This is a genomic window from Polynucleobacter sp. UK-Kesae-W10, assembly GCF_018881575.1.
In the GTDB taxonomy this organism is placed as follows: Bacteria; Pseudomonadota; Gammaproteobacteria; order Burkholderiales; family Burkholderiaceae; genus Polynucleobacter.
This window is the reverse complement of record NZ_JACVQB010000001.1, coordinates 469511-490667: the sequence shown is the minus strand read 5'-3', so window position 1 is coordinate 490667 and position 21157 is coordinate 469511. Positions and strand designations below refer to the sequence as shown.

22 protein-coding genes are annotated in these 21157 nt (G+C 46.5%); 4 read left to right on the top strand and 18 right to left on the bottom strand.

Annotated elements, in window-relative coordinates:
- Positions 1-23 precede the first annotated feature (23 nt).
- Both ICN24_RS02615 and ICN24_RS02610 read right to left on the bottom strand, forming a co-directional pair.
- The gene (locus tag ICN24_RS02615; protein ID WP_216221149.1) at positions 24-482 is read right to left on the bottom strand and encodes a DUF2721 domain-containing protein; all 459 of its coding nucleotides are present in this window, start codon (positions 480-482) and stop codon (positions 24-26) included.
- Between the two features lie 27 nt (positions 483-509).
- Positions 510-1355 carry an undecaprenyl-diphosphate phosphatase gene (locus ICN24_RS02610; RefSeq protein WP_216221148.1) on the bottom strand — a complete coding sequence of 282 codons (846 nt, stop codon included), beginning with the start codon at positions 1353-1355 and terminating at the stop codon, positions 510-512.
- A gap of 117 nt (positions 1356-1472) precedes the next feature.
- On the opposite strand from ICN24_RS02610, the gene ICN24_RS02605 reads away from it, so the two are divergent.
- Positions 1473-3092: a TolC family protein gene (locus tag ICN24_RS02605; RefSeq protein WP_216221147.1), complete on the top strand. Its 1620-nt coding sequence runs from the start codon at positions 1473-1475 to the stop codon at positions 3090-3092.
- Here ICN24_RS02605 and waaC read toward each other — a convergent pair.
- From waaC to ICN24_RS02570, 7 genes are read right to left on the bottom strand one after another with little or no spacing between them, the layout of a single operon-like run.
- Positions 3073-4119 carry a lipopolysaccharide heptosyltransferase I gene (gene waaC, locus ICN24_RS02600; protein WP_216221145.1) on the bottom strand — a complete coding sequence of 349 codons (1047 nt, stop codon included), beginning with the start codon at positions 4117-4119 and terminating at the stop codon, positions 3073-3075. The two genes, ICN24_RS02605 and waaC, sit on opposite strands and share 20 nt — an antisense overlap.
- Positions 4119-4694: a dTDP-4-dehydrorhamnose 3,5-epimerase gene (gene rfbC / locus ICN24_RS02595; RefSeq protein WP_216221144.1), complete on the bottom strand. Its 576-nt coding sequence runs from the start codon at positions 4692-4694 to the stop codon at positions 4119-4121. Before rfbC ends, waaC begins: the two co-directional genes overlap by 1 nt.
- The gene (gene rfbA, locus ICN24_RS02590) at positions 4694-5632 is read right to left on the bottom strand and encodes a glucose-1-phosphate thymidylyltransferase RfbA (RefSeq protein WP_216221143.1); all 939 of its coding nucleotides are present in this window, start codon (positions 5630-5632) and stop codon (positions 4694-4696) included. The genes rfbC and rfbA overlap by 1 nt, the downstream gene beginning before the upstream one ends.
- Positions 5633-5665: 33 nt before the next feature.
- Positions 5666-6607, bottom strand: coding sequence for a dTDP-4-dehydrorhamnose reductase (rfbD, locus tag ICN24_RS02585; protein WP_216221142.1), 942 nt, complete (start codon positions 6605-6607; stop codon positions 5666-5668).
- Positions 6608-6625: 18 nt separating this feature from the next.
- Complete coding sequence (gene rfbB / locus ICN24_RS02580) at positions 6626-7687, bottom strand: dTDP-glucose 4,6-dehydratase (RefSeq protein ID WP_216221141.1); 1062 nt, start codon at positions 7685-7687, stop codon at positions 6626-6628.
- Between the two features lie 31 nt (positions 7688-7718).
- Positions 7719-8660: a hypothetical protein gene (locus tag ICN24_RS02575; RefSeq protein ID WP_216221140.1), complete on the bottom strand. Its 942-nt coding sequence runs from the start codon at positions 8658-8660 to the stop codon at positions 7719-7721.
- Positions 8661-8697: 37 nt separating this feature from the next.
- Positions 8698-9774 (bottom strand): glycosyltransferase family 10 domain-containing protein, encoded by a 1077-nt coding sequence (locus tag ICN24_RS02570; protein WP_216221139.1) that lies wholly within the window; start codon positions 9772-9774, stop codon positions 8698-8700.
- A 96-nt stretch (positions 9775-9870) separates the two neighbouring features.
- On the opposite strand from ICN24_RS02570, the gene ICN24_RS02565 reads away from it, so the two are divergent.
- The gene (locus ICN24_RS02565) at positions 9871-10752 is read left to right on the top strand and encodes an alpha-1,2-fucosyltransferase (RefSeq protein ID WP_216221138.1); all 882 of its coding nucleotides are present in this window, start codon (positions 9871-9873) and stop codon (positions 10750-10752) included.
- Here the strand turns inward: ICN24_RS02565 and ICN24_RS02560 are convergent.
- From ICN24_RS02560 to ICN24_RS02525, 8 genes are all read right to left on the bottom strand, one after another.
- Positions 10749-11675: a glycosyltransferase family 2 protein gene (locus ICN24_RS02560; protein WP_216221137.1), complete on the bottom strand. Its 927-nt coding sequence runs from the start codon at positions 11673-11675 to the stop codon at positions 10749-10751. The two genes, ICN24_RS02565 and ICN24_RS02560, sit on opposite strands and share 4 nt — an antisense overlap.
- 35 nt (positions 11676-11710) lie before the next feature.
- Positions 11711-12610, bottom strand: a complete 900-nt coding sequence (locus ICN24_RS02555; protein WP_216859877.1) for a DUF6492 family protein — start codon at positions 12608-12610, stop codon at positions 11711-11713.
- 14 nt (positions 12611-12624) lie between these two features.
- Positions 12625-13980 carry a hypothetical protein gene (locus ICN24_RS02550; RefSeq protein ID WP_370623090.1) on the bottom strand — a complete coding sequence of 452 codons (1356 nt, stop codon included), beginning with the start codon at positions 13978-13980 and terminating at the stop codon, positions 12625-12627.
- Positions 13981-14001: 21 nt separating this feature from the next.
- Positions 14002-14970, bottom strand: a complete 969-nt coding sequence (locus ICN24_RS02545; protein ID WP_216221136.1) for an aspartate carbamoyltransferase catalytic subunit — start codon at positions 14968-14970, stop codon at positions 14002-14004.
- Positions 14970-15470 (bottom strand): bifunctional pyr operon transcriptional regulator/uracil phosphoribosyltransferase PyrR, encoded by a 501-nt coding sequence (gene pyrR / locus ICN24_RS02540; protein WP_216221135.1) that lies wholly within the window; start codon positions 15468-15470, stop codon positions 14970-14972. The genes ICN24_RS02545 and pyrR overlap by 1 nt, the downstream gene beginning before the upstream one ends.
- A 20-nt stretch (positions 15471-15490) precedes the next feature.
- Entirely contained in the window at positions 15491-15940 is a 450-nt protein-coding gene (gene ruvX / locus ICN24_RS02535) for a Holliday junction resolvase RuvX (protein WP_216221133.1), read from the bottom strand.
- Positions 15933-16472 carry a YqgE/AlgH family protein gene (locus tag ICN24_RS02530; protein WP_255532586.1) on the bottom strand — a complete coding sequence of 180 codons (540 nt, stop codon included), beginning with the start codon at positions 16470-16472 and terminating at the stop codon, positions 15933-15935. Before ICN24_RS02530 ends, ruvX begins: the two co-directional genes overlap by 8 nt.
- Positions 16473-16587: 115 nt before the next feature.
- Positions 16588-17409, bottom strand: a complete 822-nt coding sequence (locus ICN24_RS02525) for a YdcF family protein (protein WP_216221129.1) — start codon at positions 17407-17409, stop codon at positions 16588-16590.
- Between the two features lie 72 nt (positions 17410-17481).
- Here ICN24_RS02525 and ICN24_RS02520 point away from each other — a divergent pair, with 72 nt between their 5' ends.
- Entirely contained in the window at positions 17482-18954 is a 1473-nt protein-coding gene (locus ICN24_RS02520) for a deoxyribodipyrimidine photo-lyase (RefSeq protein ID WP_216221128.1), read from the top strand.
- A 39-nt stretch (positions 18955-18993) separates the two neighbouring features.
- Positions 18994-19833: a symmetrical bis(5'-nucleosyl)-tetraphosphatase gene (locus tag ICN24_RS02515; RefSeq protein WP_216221126.1), complete on the top strand. Its 840-nt coding sequence runs from the start codon at positions 18994-18996 to the stop codon at positions 19831-19833.
- A 20-nt stretch (positions 19834-19853) separates the two neighbouring features.
- Here the strand turns inward: ICN24_RS02515 and hemL are convergent, their stop codons facing one another.
- Positions 19854-21149: a glutamate-1-semialdehyde 2,1-aminomutase gene (gene hemL / locus ICN24_RS02510; RefSeq protein WP_216221124.1), complete on the bottom strand. Its 1296-nt coding sequence runs from the start codon at positions 21147-21149 to the stop codon at positions 19854-19856.
- Positions 21150-21157: the final 8 nt, after the last annotated feature.

Here is a 21157-nt window from a genome sequence, read left to right as displayed (position 1 = left end):
TTTAGATTGAAAATGTAGATGTATTAGTAATTTCTAGGGGCTCTCCAGCCGGCTGATCGATAGGCATAAACCACTTCGGCTAGAACAATAGATAAAGATGTCATGAAGGATATCAGACCCAATACAAAGGTCCAAATAACATAAGTTGTTTGTAGAGAGCGGACCGCTCCCGCCTGAAAGAAAAAGAGTTCTAGTACCGTTAAGGAAATAAATACCCCACTCAGTACGTCAAAAAAGATGGCGGCCGTACACAAACGACCCCGAATCATGGCTTCATTGGCCTCGATTTGCATGTGCTGGAGTGCTTCTTCATCTTTGACTCCGCCCTCATACAACGCCTTCTGAATCGAGCGCATGCGATCGACTGTTCTCGCCAAGCGCCCAGAAATCGCATTAATCAAGGTGGCAACTGCCGTGAGTAAAAAGACGGGGGCCAACGCCAACTGAATGTTGTTAGTAATCGCGTCGATTGAGACATCCATATGCAGCTTCCTAAATCTTTTAAAGAATTAATGTGACCAGGCTATTAAACCGCTATAGGAAGTGATCAGCACTAACAGGCCAAAAACAATCCGATACCAGGCAAAAGGCACGAAGTTATGATGCGCCACATAGTGAATCAACCAGCGCACACAAATAAAAGCAGAAATGAAAGCAGCGATAAAGCCGATCACAATAGCAAGACTAAATTCTCCTGAAATCGTGACGGGGTTTTTCCAAAGCTTGAGTAACTCATAAGCGGTTGCACCTCCAATCACAGGGATCGCCAGGAAAAAAGAAAACTCCGTTGCCACAGCACGCGGCAAACCAAACAACATACCGCCAATGATGGTGGCACCTGAACGAGAGGTGCCCGGAATCAAAGCAGCACACTGCGCTATACCAACCTTCAAGGCATCCAGATAAGAAAGGTCATCTACGGAATGAATACGCGTATTTACAGTACTGGCTTTTTCTTGACGTCGCTCTGCCCAAAAAATAATCAGAGCGCCCACAATGAACGCACTAGCAACTGGAATCGGCGAGAACAAGACCGCTTTAATGTGTTTGCCAAATACAAAGCCCAAACCCATTGCGGGAATCGAGGCGATGATGAGATTGAGAACAAAGCGTCGCGAGCTGGCGCTGGCAGTTAGAGAGCAGACCACCTTAAGCAGCTTGGCGCGGAACTCCCAACAAACGGCCAAGATAGCGCCAAACTGAATAATGACTTCAAAGGCTTTGCCTCGATCATCGTTGAAATCGAGCAAATCCCCAACCAAGATCAGGTGCCCCGTACTGGAGATTGGCAAAAACTCGGTTAAGCCCTCCACTACGCCCAGAATGACTGCTTTTAGCAACAATATAAGATCCATGGGGCAAATTTTATAGGCTTCTGAAGCCTGGGAGCTTATTTGGCAAAATTGAACTCAAATTCCCCTCAAATGGAATTTGGCCTTAAACTTCATGCACTTAAAAAATAGATGAATTTGATGAATCCAGCCCGTTTTCGCCTGTCACGACTGACCATCCTGGGTTTGGTCCTTGGGCAGGCGCTCGGCCTCAATTCATGGCATTCGGATGCTTTTGCCCAGAGCCCGAACGGCGCAAAGCCTGCCTTGCCTACCCCCGTTAGCCCTTCATCACTGACAGGGCTGGATCAGCCGCCGCAAATTGCCCCACTACCAGTCAAGCAAGCCCTGCCGAGCACCGCCGCACCTTCGAGCGTGAACGGCAGCGCTAATGATCAAAAAGCTCAATTGACTGATTTGCTCCAGCTTTACCAAGAAGCAGCCTTTAGTGATCCCGTGCTCAATGCAGCGCGCTTTAATTACCAAGCCAGCAAAGAGCTCTATTGGCAAGGTCTCTCCCTCCTGCTTCCTCAGGCTAATGCTACACCTGGAGGTACTCGCTACTACCAGCACGGCGTTGGCCAAACAGTTGTCGCGGCGGGTCCTGGTAACTCACGTGTCTTTGATCAAAAGAATTACACCGTGACTTTGACCCAGCCAGTATTTAATGTGGGTGCTTTCGAAGCGTTCAAACAAGGTGATCTCAATACCAAAATTGCGGATATGCGCTTTTACTTAGCGCAACAAGATTTAATTATTCGAGTCTCACAAGCCTACTTTGATGCACTGACTAGCCAAGATAACGTTGAGCTCTATCGCAATAAAAAAGGCTTGATCAAGCAACAACTCGATGCTGCCCAAGCTAAATTTGATGCTGGTCTAGCTACGATTGTGGATGTGAATACCGCTCAAGCAGCGCTGGATTTGGCTAACTCACAAGAAATTGGAGCCCAAGCCGATCTCGTTGTGAAACGTGGCGTTTTGGAACAATTGGTTGGCCGCCCGGTTGGTCCATTGCGTCCCCTCGTCAAAGAAGCCAAGATTGATGGTGTTTTAAAAGATCCGCGCACCAAGACCAAAGATGCTAAGGGCAATCCGATTGCAGACAGCGTGAACCCCCAATTGCCCCCAGGGCAAACCTTGGAGGACTGGATTAACCAAGCAGAAGCAGCAAACTTTAATGTGCTTGCTGGGCAGCTAACCGTCAGTCTTGCAGAGAGCACCTATCGTGCTGCCCAAGCCCTAAACTATCCTTCATTAAATTTTATTGGCACCAGTGGCTATAACACTTCCAATGGCACGCCAAATAGCTATCAGCCAGCAAATACCAACGTTTATAACAATACTGTTGCTTTGCAGCTCTCCATCCCGTTAGTGTCAGGCGGCTTCAATAGCTCAGTCATTCGTCAAAATGCTGCCTTGGTTGATCAAGCCAAAGCCAACTACGACAATGCGCGTCGTACCGCAGCACAGAACACCCGCGCTGCCTTTACTGGTTTTTATGGTGGACTTGCTAGCGTCAAAGCATTTGAGGCGGCTGAACGTTCATCAAATTCTGCACTCGAATCAAGCAAACTTGGTTTTCAGGTAGGCACCTTAATTAATATTGATGTGTTGATTGCCTTGGATACTTTAATCACTACCCGCTCTCAATTGCAGCAGGCGCGTTACAACACCATCCTAAACGCCATCAAACTGAAAGCACACGCTGCGTCTTTATCAGACGAAGACTTGCTTGCGATTAATTCTTTATTGCGTTAAGTAATTCAGTAGCGGCACCCAGCACTTGGGCTGTAGTAGGCGAAGCCTGAATATCACCGACGTTACGAATACGCTCTGACCAATACCCCTCAGTCTTCCAACGCGGGGAATCGCAATAGATTTCCACGGTAGGCTGATTGAGCACGGCTGCCAAATGGGTAAGTCCGGTATCCACACCGACTATCAAGGCGGCATGGGCTACGACTGAAAATGCCTCTTCAATGCTAAATGCCGCCGGGACCAGCGCTCCCGGAATCTGCGTCGCCAACTCTTGACTAATCGCCTTCTCTGCAGCGCTTCCCCAGGGAAGCACAATCTGATACCCATGACTTGCTAAGGACACGCCTAAGCTGACCCAATCGGCCTTAGGCCAACGTTTGGCTTCGCGCGCAGTGGAGTGGAAGAAAACAATATAGGGATTGTTTAAGCCAGCAACACTAGGAGCAGCAATTGAATTGACATAGGAAGCCGGATAAAACTGCAAACCTTCAGATCGTGCAATCAAAGGCCAATCTAGGGCGGAAGAGGTGACATAGCGCGAGCGATCCACTGCATGGCAATGGAATGGAACCTGAACTGACTGGTTATAAAACGATCGCGCTGCAGGTTCATAACCAGAGTATTCGGTCGCATTAGCCAGTCCAGCTACCACTGCATCAGAACTCTTTTTAGCAAGAGCACAAACCAATGCGGACTTCAATAGACCTTGGGTCTCAATGATGACATCGTAAGAAACTTGCTGAAGATCTTTCTTAAATTGAAAAAACTCAGTCCAAGTCTGACTACCAAATAAGGATTTTTTCCAACGACGCAAGCCAAATGGAATAATGCGATCGATTCCCCGAAAACCCTCTCTACTCAGCAAGGGCTTGAGTAGGTGGACATAGCCCTCTTCAACCACCCAATCAATCTGTGCCTCGGGCAAACGTGCGCGAATATCCCAAACAATCGGTAAGTTGTGCAGCACATCTCCCAAGGAGGAGAGTTTTACTAAGAGTATTTTGGGGGTTGCGTTGGTATTCGACATCAAAACTTTGGGGCTTGTTCCCAAGATAGACCTGCAGCATCTTTTGCATTGAGATTGGGAGTGACACCAGATCCCAAAGGCCACTCAATTCCCACGACTGGGTCATTCCAAGCCAAACAAACCTCACTTTGAGGATGATAGTAATCAGTAGTTTTATATAAAAATTCTGCGGTTGGCGTGAGCACTAAAAATCCATGGGCCATTCCTGCAGGGATCCACAATTGCTTGTGATTTTCTGCACTCAGCTCCACGCCAACCCATTTGCCATAAGTCGAAGAATCTTTGCGCAAATCTACCGCTACATCAAATACGCTGCCAGCAACTACGCGCACTAACTTACCCTGTGTTTTTTCTAACTGATAATGCATGCCGCGCAAAGTGGCTTGACGTGAAAATGAATGGTTATCTTGTACAAACCGCACATCCAAACTAGTCGCTTGAGCAAAATCTTGTGCATTAAAGGTTTCGGTAAACCAGCCGCGCTCATCACCAAAGACTTTAGGCTCAACAATCAAAACACCACTAACTGCTGTAGGCGTTACAGTGAGTTTTGGGTGCGGTTTTAAACTAGACATTAACCCGCCTTCTTAGATGACAAAGAAATCGGCTGTGAACCTGTCTTCATCTCATTGAGAATTTTATTTAAGTACTGGCCATAGCTGTTCTTAGAAAGCTGAGCCGCTACTTTTTGCACAGCCTCAGCACCGATCCAACCTTGCCGATAAGCAATTTCTTCTGGGCACGCTACCATCAAGCCCTGGCGCTTTTGCAAGGTAGCAATAAAGCCAGCAGCATCCAATAAAGAATCATGCGTACCAGTGTCTAACCAGGCAAAGCCACGACCCATGATCTCGACACTGAGTTGGTCTTTTTCAAGATAGATGCGATTAACATCGGTAATCTCGAGCTCGCCTCGCGCGCTAGGTTTGATTGCGCTTGCAATATCGCACACTTGATTGTCATAAAAATATAAGCCCGTAACCGCATAACTACTTCTAGGCTGAAGCGGCTTTTCTTCAATCGATACTGCTTTGTAATTTTTATCAAACTCTACAACGCCATAGCGCTCTGGATCGGTAACGTGATACGCAAATACGGTTGCGCCACTAGCGCGCTCATCGGCACTTTCTAAATTGGCTACCAACTCATGGCCATAGAAAATATTGTCGCCCAATACCAGGGCGCTTGGATGGCCATTGATGAAGTTTTTGCCCAAAGTAAATGCTTGCGCCAAACCATCAGGCGAAGGTTGTACGCAATACTCAATATTAAGACCCCACTGTGAACCATCACCCAACAACTCCGTAAAGCGCGGTGTGTCATGGGGAGTGGAGATCAACAAAATATCCCGAATACCGGCCAACATTAAGGTCGTTAATGGATAGTAGACCATCGGTTTGTCATATACCGGCATGAGTTGTTTAGAAACCGCTTGGGTGACTGGATACAAACGAGTACCAGACCCGCCAGCCAAAATAATGCCTTTGCGATTTTTTGTAAGACTATTTGCCATCTTTACCCTTATTTAACGGGATGCAGCGAAACCTTAACTTGCTGTCAGGCGCTTAACGTAAGCAATCACTTGCTCATCCCATGGCGTATTCCAATGGGGCAATTTTGACACAAGACCCAAACGCTCAAGCTCAAATTGCAGCTTTTGAGTCGATAAACGGGAATTCATTGGCCTTGGGGCCGGTAAAGGGTATTCGGCTGCGGAGATGGGGGTGATGGCATTGGGATCAACCTGCAACACTGCACCCGAATCAACAGCTGCCTGCACAGCTAAAGAGGCCAGACCATACCAAGTGGTCTCACCACGGGGCACTGCGTTGTAAATACCTGAAGTCAAGGGGCGCAACTGGGTACCATCCAAAACCAATTGCAGGCCTAGCTCTGCTAACCAATTCGCACTAGTAGGCACACCATATTGATCGGCAATCACTCGCAAAGTGGGACGCTCTTTGGCTAATCGCAAAATTGTGCGGATGAAGTTAGCGCCTTCGCCATAGACCCAGCTCGTCCTTAAAATAGCATAACGAGCATCCATACTATTTGCGAACGCTTGGGTAATGGCGCGCTCCCCCGCTTCCTTCGTTTTGCCGTAGATACCCAATGGATTGCAAGTGTCACTCTCTTGATAGATGCCTTGCTTACTGCCATCAAAAACATAATCGGTAGAAAAATGTAGCAAAGTTGCGCCTTGTGCGACAGCGTACTGGGCCATTAATTCTGGGGCGGTGGCATTAATAGCTAATGCCAAGTCTGCCTCAGATTCCGCCTGATCGACGGCAGTATATGCAGCAGCATTAATAATCAGCTTGGGGGAATGTACTTTTAAGATATCGCGCAGCTGCTCTGCATTACTCAAATCACATTCATTGCGCCCAACAAAAGTAATGGTGTTGCCATTCTGAAAAGGTGCGCACAGAAGCTGATCCTGAAACGCACGGCCAAGTTGACCATCTTTTCCAAAGACCAGAATATTCATAGATTAATTAGTCTCGAATCAATGACGGTATTGTTTTTCAAGCCAGTCACGATAAGAACCGGTGACGACGCCCTCAACCCACTCTGGTTGATCGAGATACCACTGCACCGTCTTACGAATACCCGTATCAAACGTTTCTGCAGGACGCCAACCCAACTCTTTTTCAATTTTGCTGGCATCAATGGCATAGCGGCGATCGTGACCAGGGCGATCCGTAACAAATGTAATTTGCTCTGCATATGGTTTGCCATCGGCCCGCGGTCTGAGCTCATCCAAAATACCGCAAATCGTTTTCACGACATCCAGATTTGCTTTTTCATTCCAACCGCCAATGTTGTATGTCTCGCCGAGGCGCCCCTTATCCAATACTTCACGAATGGCCGAGCAATGATCGCCAACATATAACCAATCCCGAATCTGTTGACCATCGCCATAGACTGGTAATGGCTTGCCATTGAGTGCATTCAAAATCACCAATGGAATCAACTTTTCCGGGAAATGGTAAGGACCATAATTGTTAGAGCAATTGGTGGTGACTACCGGGAACCCATAAGTGTGAAACCAAGCGCGGACCAAATGGTCTGAAGCTGCCTTAGACGCCGAATAAGGACTATTGGGCTCATAGGGATTGGTTTCCGTAAACGCGGGATCCGCTAAAGACAGTGAGCCGTAGACCTCATCAGTAGAGACATGATGAAAGCGAAACCGCTCTTTATCACCGCCCTGCAAAGCACCCCAGTACTCACGAGCACATTCCAATAAATTAAAGGTGCCCACAATATTGGTTTGAATAAACTCTGCCGGACCATGAATCGAGCGGTCTACGTGACTCTCCGCTGCAAAGTTCACAATGGCACGCGGACGGTATTCAACCAATATTTTTGCAATCAGCGCCTTGTCACCAATATCGCCATGCACAAAAATATGCCTAGCGTCATTTTGTAATGTTTGTAGATTGGCTAAGTTGCCTGCATAGGTCAACTTATCGATATTCACAATCCCTTCTGCGCCAGAGTCGGCGAGCCAATTTAATACAAAATTGGCTCCAATAAAGCCTGCGCCACCAGTTACCAAGATCATTGTTCTATCGTTTTCTATTACACCCAAGTAATTAGGGCGTTTGCATTAATTGAAGATATTTATTGAAGCGCTTTTTACCGAATAAAAAGATTCCAAATTTTTGTACTAATTTTAGCGCACCCCTAGGCTTAGGCAGTGGCGCCTCTTCCACAGTGCCGCCAGGAGTTTTATCGCAATTAATCAACGCTGGGTTAATAAAAATACGGTAGCCCTTTTGACGTAGGTCTCGATGAAATGGAATATGGTCGGCCACATCAATACCGCCAGCCTGATCATCGGTGCCTGCATACCTACCGGCTAAAAAAGCTTCGCGGGCATAGATTCCAAGGCCGCCAAAAGCAGAATCCACCTCGATCAAATCTGCGCGGGGATCAATGGCTGCTTGCTTGCAACCTACAGCAATATTTTGCGCCGTCTTATCGCCCAAGATGTTTTCCAATTGACGCTTTTGCTCCCAGCAGTCAATCGGATTCCAGTAGGGATGACTCAATGCCCATACATCGTAGTACTCACCCAGTTGATTGGCAGTCACCACATCCCAAGGCTCTTTCAATTCCCAGCACTGGGCAATTTTTTCACGCGTTACAAGTCCATTCATGCCGTCCATATCAGCCATCGCGATGTAATCAACATCTCGATACTTTGGATCATTAGCTACTGCATCAATAATCAGATTTCGGCAATACGCAATCCGATCAGTCCGCTTATGCATCGTTTTACTCAGTTGCCCCACGCTCACATATGAAAAATTCGGAAACTGTTGAGAGAATTTCTCGAGCCTGAGGAGGGTATCGTCACTAGAGTCACTCTCGATCACCAAGCAATGCACTTGCTTAAACTGATCCAAGCTTGCTAGCAGCTTGCCAAAGTCATTTTCGATTTGCGCAGAGGCATTTCGAACAGGTCCCGCCAATAAAACGCTTGAGTCAGCAATTGGCTTTCTGGACTTTTTTAGTATATTAATTAAGGACATACAGACATCTTACACGGAACTTTCGCTCAAACAATGGCTAAGCTAAGCCAAAATCACGAGAAATTTTCTGCACTACCGTAGCAGCAAAGTTCTGAGAGCTATATGGGGCAAACTGGGGGCCCATTAAGAACTGACGCGCTGCCGCTTGATAAGCTGCAAATTGTTCCGCAGTCAGTGACGATAGGTATTGATGCAATTTTTCATAGGAAGCAAATTGGCGAAAGTCTATAAAGCATTCTGCCGGAATAGATTGCGCAATATCGGCATCCCCCCAATAAATGGGTATACATCCTGCAAAAAAACAATCGAAGATTTTCTCAGTGATGTAGCCTGGAATATCGCGTGCGTTTTCAAAACAAATGCAAAACTGGGTTTTACTCAAAACTTCATATTTCGTTTTTGCAGGCCCTTGATAACTTGTAAACACTGGCTTACCTAAGATCCAGGGTAAGATCTTTTCAAGACGGTAACGGAGTTTGCCGAGTGAGCCCAAACGTTTTTGCGGCACTTTCCAACCATTGCCATAGAGCTTGAAGTCCTGTGGCGCATGCGCTTCAAACCAGCGAATGGCTTTGACTCGCTCTGAGTACAGCTCACGACCATCAAATACATTGGCATGACGATTGCTGCCAATTAAACACACCCTATCTGGTCGCCGATCAAAAGTCGGGCTTTGAAAAGCAGCGCCGCACTCCTGGGGAATAGGATTGGGGTACCAAATTTTAGTAAAGTGGCCTGCAGAAAGATGCTTGCCTTGTGCATCCGTTAGACCATGCTCAACATATTCTGTATTCCAAGTGAAGATCGTATCGAAATACGCTAAGTAACTTAGATCTAGATTTCTTGGAACAGTTAAGGGGGTCTCGTATAGGATGAGGTAATTTTTTTGGGCGCCACTGGGTACAAAGTCAATCGATTCAACGTACAAAGAGAAATCGGGCTTTACATGTTGATCTTCATTGACATCGGCAGTATGTAGTGCGATGCCATGCTGTCGCCCAAGGACCTCCATTAATCGCATAGGCTCCAAGCAATCATCACGGTTGCGAAGGCTCAGCGGATTAAAAATATCGTCCTTGCCGTTCTCCCACCCATAAATACTGCCAGTCAGCATAAATTACCCATTCAGCAAAGCTTGGTAAGGTCCAGATGCTGGACTCTTCACACAAATTGGGAGTGATTTCCCATCTAATGCTTTAATTATAGGGATATGAAGATTACGACCCAAATCCAAGGCGGCCTCGGAAATCAACTTTTCCAATACGCCACTGGAAAAGCCCTTAGCGCTCGCCTAAAAGGGTCGTTAGAGCTGGATATCGACTGGTTTAATCACGGCTGGGAAGACGTCACACCAAGACACTTTTTATTGCCTGAGCTTGCTCTTCACTACCAAGTCAGCGCAAATGCTCCAATAACGAAATCTCCTAAGCGTTGGCGTCGTATCGCGCAAGCACTTCTACCCTTAAACCCCTACATCCTTAGTGATAGGCCATTTCGCTTTAATGCTCAACTCAATCAATTCACGCCTTATGCCAGTCAAGACGTTTATTTAATGGGTTATTGGCAATCCTATCGTTACCTTGATGCCATTCGTACTGAATTACTCAATGAAATCAAACCCAAGACTCTGATATCCGCTCACTATCAAGACTACCTCCATCAGATTCAGAACAACGTCTCTGCCATGGTGCACGTACGCCGAGGGGATTATGTACATCTACCCGTTGCCGCTAAAGTGCATGGCTTTTTAGGTCTAGAGTATTACCAACAGGGCATGCGTTTGCTCCTAGAAACAAATCCAGACATTCGATTTTATGTTTTCTCAGACGATCTTGAGTGGGCCAAGGCTAATCTCCCCTACCCTGAAAGAATCTGCTTTATCGAAAGCGCTAGCGAGAAGAGTGCACCGGTACAGGAACTCTTTTTAATGTCGCAATGTCAAAAGCACCTGATTGCCAATAGCTCATTAAGCTGGTGGGGGGCATGGCTCAGCAAGAGCTCCAACCCCCAGGTGATTGCGCCCCAGAACTGGACCAATGATCGCGATAAATCCTGGGATGATCTGCTGCCGCCCCAATGGCAAAGAATTTAACGAGCGAATTGACCGCGCAGGGAGGCGAATATCGCCATCAACAAGCGCTCCAGACGTGTTAGCGGCGTCCAAATTCCATTGCCGCGAAACTGAAAACGCGAATAGATTTGATAGTTGGCTCCGACCGAAATACCGGGGATCTTTTTATTCAGGGTCAATAAAAAATCGCTACCTATTTTCAGTCTTTGTATCCACCCCAGTCTTCTCGGGATGAGGGTGCTATCGATTCCCAGTGCAATCAGATACATTGCCCTACGCTCATCAAAGATATGATTTACTTTTGAGTTTTGTACTTGGCTAATTTGACTGTCATGGACGCGATAAGTAATTAAGTTCTGCGGAACGTTGCCAAATTTACACCCTGCAATTGCGAGATTCACCCACATCACATAATCTTCTGCGCCATCATTACCCGGTAGATAGGGAACCTTTTGAAATACTGCTGTACGCCCCATGACTGAGGGATTGCATAACGGGCTACATACTGAAATCATCGCTCGAATATCCGCATCAGAATGACGCTGCTTCGAGCGTTTCCGTTTGCCAGAGCTCTGATGCAATACCCAATGGTCGGTTCCACAAAGGTCCAAGCCATTTGCTTGTAAGTACTGGAGTTGGAGCTCTAGACGCCTTGGATCCGCCAAGTCGTCCGAATCTAAAAAGGCAATGTACTCCCCTTGTGCCATCCCCACCAGAGTATTTCTGGCGCTGACTAGACCCTTGTTCTCAGACAACATCACTTTCTTAAGACGCGGGTCTGAATACCCCTCGATAATTTGTGCAGTTCCATCGGCAGAACCATCATCTAAAACAATGAATTCAAAATTGCTATAGCTTTGATTCAGAATACTATCCATCGCAGCAGCAATGTATTTTTCAACATTGAAGGCGGGCATTAAGACGCTAATGAGAGGCTTGGTCATAGAATTAACTGCAAGGCTTGATGCAATCTGAGTCATCAAATAAAGCTTTGCAAGTAACGACCAAAGCGCTTCAAACGTTTTAGCAATTGTGAGGGGATCGATTTATGAGATTGACCGAGAGTGAGCTCCGACTCCCAAGCTGACTGATAAATAATGCCTAAATAGTTTTGCGCCACCTTGGGCTCAGTCTCACCTAAGCGTTTCATCAAGAAATACTGCCAGTCGTAATGATAGGTCCGGAACAAGGGTTCAATCGCTATTAAAGGGATAGCGCGGTATTTTAGGAGCGCCTCACCGTAAATCAAAGTCTCAGGCAGTGTTGGGCTAATAAGGTCCCACAAACTGATGCCTTGAGGCTGCAAATACTGCGTATCCAAAGACTGCCAGACCTTCGCTGACCAGATAAATGGTGCCGGGGCACAATAAAAATTAGGCCCCTGACGACCAAAGACGGCTTTCACGCGCTCAGACTCAGCTTTTAATTCATGTACGAATTTTTCATGGCCACGATCAATGGCTAACTGAAATAATTCTTTATTTTGATGGAGAACCGTATAAGGCACACCATCAGACATCAGGAAATCGGACTTAAAGAACTTGCGAATAAAGAGGGTATCGGAATCAAGGCACAAATAATTTTCTGCAATTCCAAGACGCCAAAATTCTGACTTAATGATTTGTTGAGACAAACCACCGGGCATCGCTTGGTATTGAACTACATTTGCACGAGGGTTAGCAGCCACAATATCCTCATCTGCAACCCAACGATAGCCTTCACCCCCCAAGACTTCGATCAGCAGCGTCTTTTCTGATGCGGGAGTGGAAATATAAAAATCGAGTTGGTCGACATTGAATTGACGAATGGACTCTAGTAGGCGCTTGAGGCGCAAAAAATCCCTGGAGTAGGATTTGCAATAGAGAACAAAATCTTTCAAATGAATTCCTGTAATTACTTTGTGCGCGCCTGCACTTGAGTCAATATCGTATTTACTGCCTGGTCCACGCCAATTGGCTTCCAAATAGGCTCAATCAGCCGCTTTGACTGCCAGTCTAACCAAATTCTCTCTAAGGCCATGGCAATCCCCTCAGAATCGCCCTCTGCGCTTAAGTAGGCTCCTCGGTCAAGTAGCATTTGATCCAATTGCGGATTGCGATGGGTAATGCCCCAAATAGGCCTGCCTGTCCAAAGATAATCGTAAAACTTGGAGGGAATGTATTCAGCGCACCATTCATCGTTACCATGCAGCAGAATCAATACGTCTGCCTCTTGCATTTTTTCTGCGACACGTTGGCGACCGGATTTTCCAGTGACTAGATCAATCTCCAGGCGTCCATGCGCCAAGAGTACATCGGCAAATCCGAGCTTCTCAATAGCTTCTAGCGACAAAGAATCCAATGGCGCACCATAAGCATGAACACGAATCAATTCGCGCGCCTGTGGATACTTTTTAAACAGCGGCACTAAGGCTTTTAAGATCGTAGAGAGTGAACGATCATTAGCCAAGGAGCCGAAGTGACATAGATTTAATTGATTCGTATATTGATGCGCCCGATTGGCACCCAAACTCCCTGGCGGGTGAGCGCCTGGGGTCACTACAAAACCATGGGCATTGTCTGGAGTGTTGAGATTAGGATTGCGCACCTTAGCGTAATGCAAAGCACCATCTGTAAACCACCATACTTTGTCAGAGTAACGAGTCAGTTGATTTTCTAAATAGTGTCTGAAACGCGCATCCCGATTTTTCGGCTTCTCAAATCCTTGATCATTGGGGTCCTTACGAATCACCAGAGGATCATGCACTTCTGAGATCAATTCGATTCCTGTGGCGCGCTTGAGCCATACACCCGCCAAGTGTGCCGACCATGCACTTCCGACCGATAGTACGACATCGACCTTGCCCGCACGAATCATTCGGTAGCCGTGCAAAAAAGCAGGTAACGCCCATGACCATTGACTGGAATAACCCAGGCACAATTTTTCAATAGCAATCAGCGGAGCCAACAGGATTGAAACAGAACGCGTAGTGACTTTGTAAAACCAGCCACGACCATATTTGTTGGCAATCCAATGCCGGAAATCAAATCGAAATCCAGATGGGCCCCAGGCAATAAATTGGTAATGTGGAAAACGCTGGTCTTTTAGACCAGTAATCGCACTAAATACGATAGGCTCAACCCCAGCCTCGAGGAAATAAGGAATCTTGTCGGTAATTGTCAGACTAGCAGCACGACCATCCATATTAAAAGCGTGTGAAATGATCAACCAACGCTTCTTATCCGCTACCTTGGGAATATCGATGCTCACTCAGAAATCCAATAGGCTCAGTTAATTACCAGCAACAATCGACATCACTGCCATACGCACTGCGATGCCAAAGGTTACCTGATTCAAGATGACTGATTGCGGTCCATCGGCAACGATTGAATCAATCTCTACCCCTCGGTTCATGGGGCCTGGGTGCATCACAATCGCATCTGATTTTGCTAAGGCTAAACGTGATGGCGTTAGGCCATATTGCTTAAAGAATGCATCACCTTCTGGAACCTGTCCGGCTTCCATGCGCTCTTTTTGTATGCGCAAGGTCATCACAACATCTACATCTTTTAAGCCCTCTTCCATGCTGTGGAATACTTTGACACCCAACATATCCAGATCGCTCGGTAACAAGCTTTCTGGACCAATTGCACGAATATCTTCGCAACCTAAAGTCGTCAAGGCATGAATATTGGATTTTGCAACTCGACTATGCACAATATCACCAACAATCGCCACTTTTAAGCCTTTAAAGTGTTGTTTGAAGTGACGCATGGTGTACATGTCTAGTAAACCTTGCGTGGGATGCTGATGACTACCATCGCCCGCATTTACTACGTGTACGTGTGCGGGAACATGATTAGCAATCTCGATTGGCGCCCTAGAAACGCTATGGCGCACCACAAAAATATCCGCTTGCATGGCGACCAGATTATCAATCGTATCTAGCAAGCTCTCGCCTTTAGCAGTAGAGGAGGTAGAAATATCTAAATTGATCACATCTGCAGATAAACGCTTAGCAGCAATCTCAAAAGTCGTTCGAGTGCGGGTAGAGTTTTCAAAGAAGAGATTAAAAACACTCTTACCCCGCAATAAAGGAACTTTTTTAACCTCTCTTGCGGGATCAGTCACGCTGACAAATTGCTGCGCAGTATCGAGAATATGCAAAATCTGCTCTTTAGGAAGGCCTTCCAGAGTCAATAAATGCGTTAGCTCGCCGGCAGCATTAAATTGGTTCACTACATTTGCTCCAGAACTCATTATTCACGCTCCTCAAGCTGAAAACTGAATTTTCCAGCGGCATCTTTTTCTAAGACCAGCACCTGGTCATCCGGAACTTGGACTTGCTCACCTACAAAGTTAGCGGCAACCGGTAACTCGCGGTTACCACGATCGGCCAACACCATTAACTCCACTTGTGCGGGACGACCAAAATCAAATAACTCATTTAACGCTGCGCGCACGGTTCTACCGGTTAATAGAACATCATCAATCAAAATAATATTGGCTCCATTTACCTCAAAAGGTAAATGTGTAGTCATCGTGCTTGCAGTTCGCAAAGCCGTCATGCCTTTTTCAGCGTAATCATCACGATGAAAGGCAACGTTAATCACACCATAGTGCGGAAGATTCAAATCATGCGCTAAACGCTCGGCGATCCACGCGCCACCCATAGCCAAGCCCGCAAGCTCAAAGCTGCCTTCTTGCACTCTTTTGCGCAAGGCTTCTAGCAATTTTCCGTATAACAATTCAGCATTCATGATTTAGTTCCAACACTTCATTACATTCTTGTTGCATCTGATTTTGGTGATGCGAGTTCTGCAAAAAATTGCTCCAAAATCAGGGCTGCAGAATGCGCATCTAGATTGTCGTGCATCTTGGCATCACCCTCCAAAACCACCGAGGAATAACGCTCATCTACCCATGCGACCGGCAAATGCAAGCGTCCATGAAGTTGATTGCCAAATCGGGTCGCTTTTGCAGTCATATCATGCTCGGTACCATCGGGGTGTAGCGGACGCCCCACCACCAACTGATCGGGCTGCCATTCCTGTATTAAAGCCGCAATCTCCTGAAAGAGCATGTCGAGATTGGGGGCAGCAATAGTCTTTAATGCTTGTCCTGATCTACTCACTGAATTACCAACAGCCACGCCTATGCGACGCGTTCCATAGTCAAAAGCCATTACCGTAATGGATCGCTCACCAGATATCGGGCTTGAACTAGGCATGCCCCGCCTCTCCCGATAAATCCGATAAATCAAAACCCAAATGCCGCATCGTCCTCTCATAGCGCTGACTAGAGGGCGTATTAAAAATGATCTCCATCATTTGTTCGCGCGACATGGGAACATTCATCCAACCATTTAAGGTGATCTCTTCCTCGAGCTGGCCAGCACCCCAGCCCGCATAGCCCAGCGTCATTAAGAACTTTCTGGGGCCATTACCAATCGCTACCGCTTCGAGCACATCTTTGGAGGTCGTCATCGTCAGGCCGCCAGGAATAATCAAAGAGGAGCTATAAGAAAGTTGGGAGTTAGATTCGTGCAAAACAAACCCACGCTCAATCTGCACTGGGCCGCCAAAATAGACTTGCTGATCTAACAATGGCGCAATCTCCAGCTTGAGATCAATCTTTTCAAATAATTTACCGAGATTAACTTCAGTAGGCTTATTGATGACGAGGCCCATTGCCCCGCGCTCATTGTGCTCAAACAAATAGATGACTGAACCAGCAAAATTAGGATCTACCATGCCTGGCATGGCAATGAGAAATTGATTTGCTAAATGATCGGCGGAATAGGAAATCAAAGACCCGGAGTCTGAATCATGGGGGGCTTTATTGGCCGTAGTCATATCACCCCATTTTACCGAATATCTAGATTTTTCCGGTAATCCAATATGCCAGCAAGCCAACTAGCTCATGGACCAAACGATTCCAGTTGTAAGCCCCATCTTCTAGATCAAACGAGGTCCACTGCAAGTGATGGCCTGTCTGATAGTCCACCGGCACCGCTATTACCTCAACACCCTGCTTTTGGAAGATTTTCACAGAGCGATACATATGACTAGCGGAGGTAATGAGCAACCATGGCTTTTGCGCTCCTGCATCGGATTTCAGGCCGTATTCTGCAATCATCGGCTTCATATACAGAACATTTTCATAAGTATTGCGCGACTGGTTTTCATAATGCGCTAGTAGCTGCGCTTTTTCATCAAAGCCTTGCTCGATCAGCAATTGCTTAAATGCATCCGCTTCTGAAATCCCCTTGGGATTAATGCGGCCTGAGTAACCGCTAAAAATAAATGGTAAATCTGGGTACTTGCGTATTAATTCGAACGCTTTGGTGACTCTCTCCGCAGAGGATCTAAGCGAAACTTCAGCTCTATCAACTGAAATCTGCCCACCTTCAATCGCACCGCCCAAAATAATGATGCCGCCAAGCTCGCCCTCTGGAATCGTAGCAATACTGGTTTTAGGGACAGCCTCTTCCATGACCCTCAACACCACTTGGGATGTGGGTAACCATCCGACCACCAAGAGATCAATCAACGCCAGAATTAAAAAGCGCTTGCACAGTGCTGGCTTGCGCAGAGACAAAAATAAAAGGCTAAATACTACAAATATGATCACCCAATTGAGGGGCTCAATGCAGAACTGCATGAACTTCGAAAGAATAAAAAAGATCGTATCGGTCATGAGTCAAGATCTTAACCGGTTTGTGCCAAGCGCCTTCAACATAATCTTGCAATTGACCTTAATATAGGGCCTATGCAAAAAGCACTTGTTTGGCTCCGTCGTGACCTCCGCCTCTATGACCAAGCGGCACTCTCCCACGCCCTCAAAGAGAGCAAGCAAGTCTGGCTTGCCTTTGTTTTTGATACCGATATCCTTAAGCCTTTATTGAAGGGTGAACTCGATGCAAATGGCTTAAAACATGATCGCCGAGTCGATTTTATTTGGCAAGGTCTAGCTCAGATTGATCAATCCCTGCGCCAACAAGGCGGTGGCCTGATCGTGCGCTTTGGAAAACCTATTGAATGCATTCCGAAGATTGCTCAAGAGCTGGGTGCAGAGGCGGTATTGACCAATCATGACTACGAACCTTCAGCGATTGCACGAGATCAAAAAGTGAGCAATGCACTTGAAAAATTAGGCATTGCATTTGAAAGCTTTAAAGACCAAGTGATTTTTGAGAAAAAAGAAATTCTCACCAATTCCAATACCGTCTTCTCGATCTTCACCCCTTATAAAAATAACTGGCTCAAAACACTTCAAGAAAAGGATCTTGCTGCATACGAGTGCACTGCTAAACCAGGGCAATTTACTCCAATTCCCAAGAAGCTGGATTTAGCATTTCCTTCATTGGATTCCATGGGTTTTTGCTCTACCGGTATTGAAAGCTACCTCCCACCAGGCTCTGAGGGTGGTCAAGCTTTTTTAGAGGACTTTCTGGCGCGCATTGATCAATACCAAATTGGGCGGGACTTTCCAGCCATCAAAGGTGTCAGCTATTTATCAACCCACCTACGCTTTGGCATGTTGTCAATTCGAGGTTTGGTACGAGAAGCACATCGACGCATGTTGGCAGGCAGTATGGGCGCAACCATTTGGTTAAGCGAGCTCATCTGGCGTGATTTTTACTTCATGATTTTGTCAAACCATCCTCGCTTAGCAGATGGCGTCTCCTTCAAGCCTGACTATGACAATATTGCTTGGGAAAGTGGTGCCCAAGCCAAAAAATTATTTACCGCTTGGTGCGAAGGTAAAACGGGTTACCCACTTGTCGATGCAGCCATGCATCAACTCAATCAAAGTGGCTATATGCATAATCGCCTACGGATGGTCGTAGCGAGCTTTTTAACGAAAGATTTAGGAATTGACTGGCGCTGGGGCGAAGCCTACTTTGCTGAGCATCTCAATGACTTTGAGCTTTCATCAAATAATGGCGGCTGGCAATGGGCCTCTTCTTCTGGCTGCGATGCACAGCCCTATTTCCGCATCTTTAATCCCATCACCCAGTCGGAAAAATTTGATTCCGAAGGTAAATTTATCCGACGTTATTTACCCCAATTAGAAAAGCTCTCCAAAAAAACCATTCACGCCCCTTGGACGGCGGGGCATATTGAGCTTGAGGCAGCAGGCATCACCCTCGGCAAGGACTACCCCCTGCCAATCGTAGATCATGATGAAGCCCGCAAGAAAACCTTAGTGCGTTACAGCGTTGTTAAAAAAATCGCTTAGACCAGGCTTATCTACCAACAATCCGTTTTAAGATAGGGCATGAGCAAGATCTACGCTGTAGGGGACGTTCAAGGATGTGCGCCCTCACTGAAAAACCTCGTCAAGAAGCTTCCGAAAGAATCGAAGATGATTTTTTTGGGAGATCTCGTCAATCGCGGACCAAACTCGCTTGGCGCCCTAAGGCAACTCAAAAAACTGCAAGAGTCTGGACGTGCTGAATGTATTTTGGGCAACCATGATCTTCACCTACTCGCCATTGATGCAGGCATTCGAAAAACAAAAGGGCTCGATACTGTTCAAGATATCTTGAAGGCCCCGGACCGTGCCGAATTAATTGACTGGCTGCGTCATCGCCCACTCGCCTTAAGTAATGGCAAAGTATTAACAGTGCATGCTGGCGTACTGCCTCAGTGGGATTTACAACAAACCATTGAATGCGCCCAGGAAGTAGAAAAAGCACTGCGCAAAAAATCGTATAAAGAATTTTTAGGCAACATGTATGGCAATACTCCCAACCAATGGAGTAATACGCTAAAAGGGTATGAGCGTCTTCGAGTGATTACAAATGCGCTCACCAGATTGCGTTTTTGCACTCCAGGCGGGCGTATGGAATTTGAAAGTAAAGAGGGTTTGCAGGATGGTCCTAAAGGCTATATTCCCTGGTTTAAAGTGACTAAGCGCAAAACCCGCGACACTTTAATCTACTTTGGGCATTGGTCCACTTTGGGCTTACTGAGAGAGCAAAACGTCATTAGCCTTGATACTGGTTGCGTCTGGGGCGGAAAACTCACTGCAATGGAAGTCTCCGAAACGAATAAAGACTCCAATAAGTTAGAGATTATTCAGGTGGATGGTTATGACCACCCACTGAGAATGTAAAAAACTCTATTGGTTTTTGTTTACTTTAATTGCTGAAATGATTTTTCTGCAGCAGCAATAATTGCCTGAAGTACTTCATCATCGTGTGCAATGGAAGTAAAGCCTGCCTCGTACGCTGACGGCGCAAGATACACGCCTTGATCCAACATGAGGTGAAAGAATTTCTTGAACGCCTCGATATCTGTTTTGGTTACGGCTTCAAAAGAGGTCGGAACAGCATTGGCAAAATAAAAACCAAACATCCCGCCAACACTATCGACTGCAAATGGAACGCCTGCTTTATCTGCAGCCTGCTGTAAACCAGCCATCAACTTTTGAGTTTGTTTCGTAAGGCAGTCATAGAAGCCTTCCCTAGAAATAATCTCTAAGGTTTTTAAGCCAGCAGCCACCGCTACCGGATTACCAGACAAAGTTCCCGCCTGATAGACATTACCCAGGGGAGCCAATTTAGACATGATTTCTTTTTTGCCACCAAATGCAGCCATCGGCATACCGCCACCCATCACCTTACCTAAGCACGTTAAATCTGGGGTAATACCTTGTAATGATTGTGCGCCGCCTAGAGCGACTCTAAAACCCGTCATTACTTCGTCGTAAATCAATACACTTCCATATTGAGTAGTCAGCTGGCGTATCGCACTTAAGAATGCTTTGGACGGTTGAATCAAGTTCATATTGCCTGCAATAGGTTCCAGAATCACAGCAGCAATTTGATCACCCTGCTGCTGAAACACGGCTTCAATAGCAGCCACATCGTTATAGGGCAACACTAAGGTGTGCTTCACTAAATCCTGAGGAACTCCGCCAGAAGAGGGTGCGTTTTGCGTTGAGTCTGCAAATGTGAGCAAGCCAGAGCCTGCTTTAACCAGCAAACTATCCGCATGGCCGTGATAACAACCCTCAAACTTAATAATCAGATCGCGGCCGGTATAGCCACGCGCTAAACGTAAAGCACTCATGGTTGCCTCAGTACCACTCGAGACCATACGCACTTGCTCAACACTAGGCATCAAAGCGCAAATGCGCTCAGCTAACTCAATTTCACCTTCTGTAGGGGCGCCATAACTAAAACTGGTTTCGGCAGCTTTTTGGACGGCCTCCACTACCTCTGGATGGGCATGCCCAACAATCATAGGGCCCCACGACATAATTAAGTCGATATAACGCTGATTCTGAGCATCCCAGAAATATGGGCCTTTAGCTTTAGTAACAAAACGAGGCGTCCCGCCTACTTGACGAAATGCGCGTACTGGAGAGTTCACACCTCCGGGAATTGTCTTTTGTGCACGCTCAAATAAAACGTCGTTTTGATTCACTTTTGCCT

What these genes read in the sequence shown, in the direction of transcription:
- ICN24_RS02525 (WP_216221129.1), bottom strand. Translation starts at nt 17,409, where the DNA reads ATGACCGATACGATCTTTTTTATTCTTTCGAAGTTCATGCAGTTCTGC.
- pyrR (WP_216221135.1), bottom strand. Translation starts at nt 15,470, where the DNA reads ATGAATGCTGAATTGTTATACGGAAAATTGCTAGAAGCCTTGCGCAAA.
- ICN24_RS02565 (WP_216221138.1), top strand. Translation starts at nt 9,871, where the DNA reads ATGAAGATTACGACCCAAATCCAAGGCGGCCTCGGAAATCAACTTTTC.
- rfbA (WP_216221143.1), bottom strand. Translation starts at nt 5,632, where the DNA reads ATGGCAAATAGTCTTACAAAAAATCGCAAAGGCATTATTTTGGCTGGC.
- ICN24_RS02570 (WP_216221139.1), bottom strand. Translation starts at nt 9,774, where the DNA reads ATGCTGACTGGCAGTATTTATGGGTGGGAGAACGGCAAGGACGATATT.
- ICN24_RS02515 (WP_216221126.1), top strand. Translation starts at nt 18,994, where the DNA reads ATGAGCAAGATCTACGCTGTAGGGGACGTTCAAGGATGTGCGCCCTCA.
- rfbC (WP_216221144.1), bottom strand. Translation starts at nt 4,694, where the DNA reads ATGTCTAGTTTAAAACCGCACCCAAAACTCACTGTAACGCCTACAGCA.
- waaC (WP_216221145.1), bottom strand. Translation starts at nt 4,119, where the DNA reads ATGTCGAATACCAACGCAACCCCCAAAATACTCTTAGTAAAACTCTCC.
- rfbD (WP_216221142.1), bottom strand. Translation starts at nt 6,607, where the DNA reads ATGAATATTCTGGTCTTTGGAAAAGATGGTCAACTTGGCCGTGCGTTT.
- ICN24_RS02520 (WP_216221128.1), top strand. Translation starts at nt 17,482, where the DNA reads ATGCAAAAAGCACTTGTTTGGCTCCGTCGTGACCTCCGCCTCTATGAC.
- ICN24_RS02610 (WP_216221148.1), bottom strand. Translation starts at nt 1,355, where the DNA reads ATGGATCTTATATTGTTGCTAAAAGCAGTCATTCTGGGCGTAGTGGAG.
- ICN24_RS02575 (WP_216221140.1), bottom strand. Translation starts at nt 8,660, where the DNA reads ATGTCCTTAATTAATATACTAAAAAAGTCCAGAAAGCCAATTGCTGAC.
- ICN24_RS02605 (WP_216221147.1), top strand. Translation starts at nt 1,473, where the DNA reads ATGAATCCAGCCCGTTTTCGCCTGTCACGACTGACCATCCTGGGTTTG.
- ICN24_RS02530 (WP_255532586.1), bottom strand. Translation starts at nt 16,472, where the DNA reads ATGCCAGGCATGGTAGATCCTAATTTTGCTGGTTCAGTCATCTATTTG.
- ICN24_RS02615 (WP_216221149.1), bottom strand. Translation starts at nt 482, where the DNA reads ATGGATGTCTCAATCGACGCGATTACTAACAACATTCAGTTGGCGTTG.
- ICN24_RS02545 (WP_216221136.1), bottom strand. Translation starts at nt 14,970, where the DNA reads ATGAGTTCTGGAGCAAATGTAGTGAACCAATTTAATGCTGCCGGCGAG.
- rfbB (WP_216221141.1), bottom strand. Translation starts at nt 7,687, where the DNA reads ATGATCTTGGTAACTGGTGGCGCAGGCTTTATTGGAGCCAATTTTGTA.
- ruvX (WP_216221133.1), bottom strand. Translation starts at nt 15,940, where the DNA reads ATGCCTAGTTCAAGCCCGATATCTGGTGAGCGATCCATTACGGTAATG.
- ICN24_RS02560 (WP_216221137.1), bottom strand. Translation starts at nt 11,675, where the DNA reads ATGACCAAGCCTCTCATTAGCGTCTTAATGCCCGCCTTCAATGTTGAA.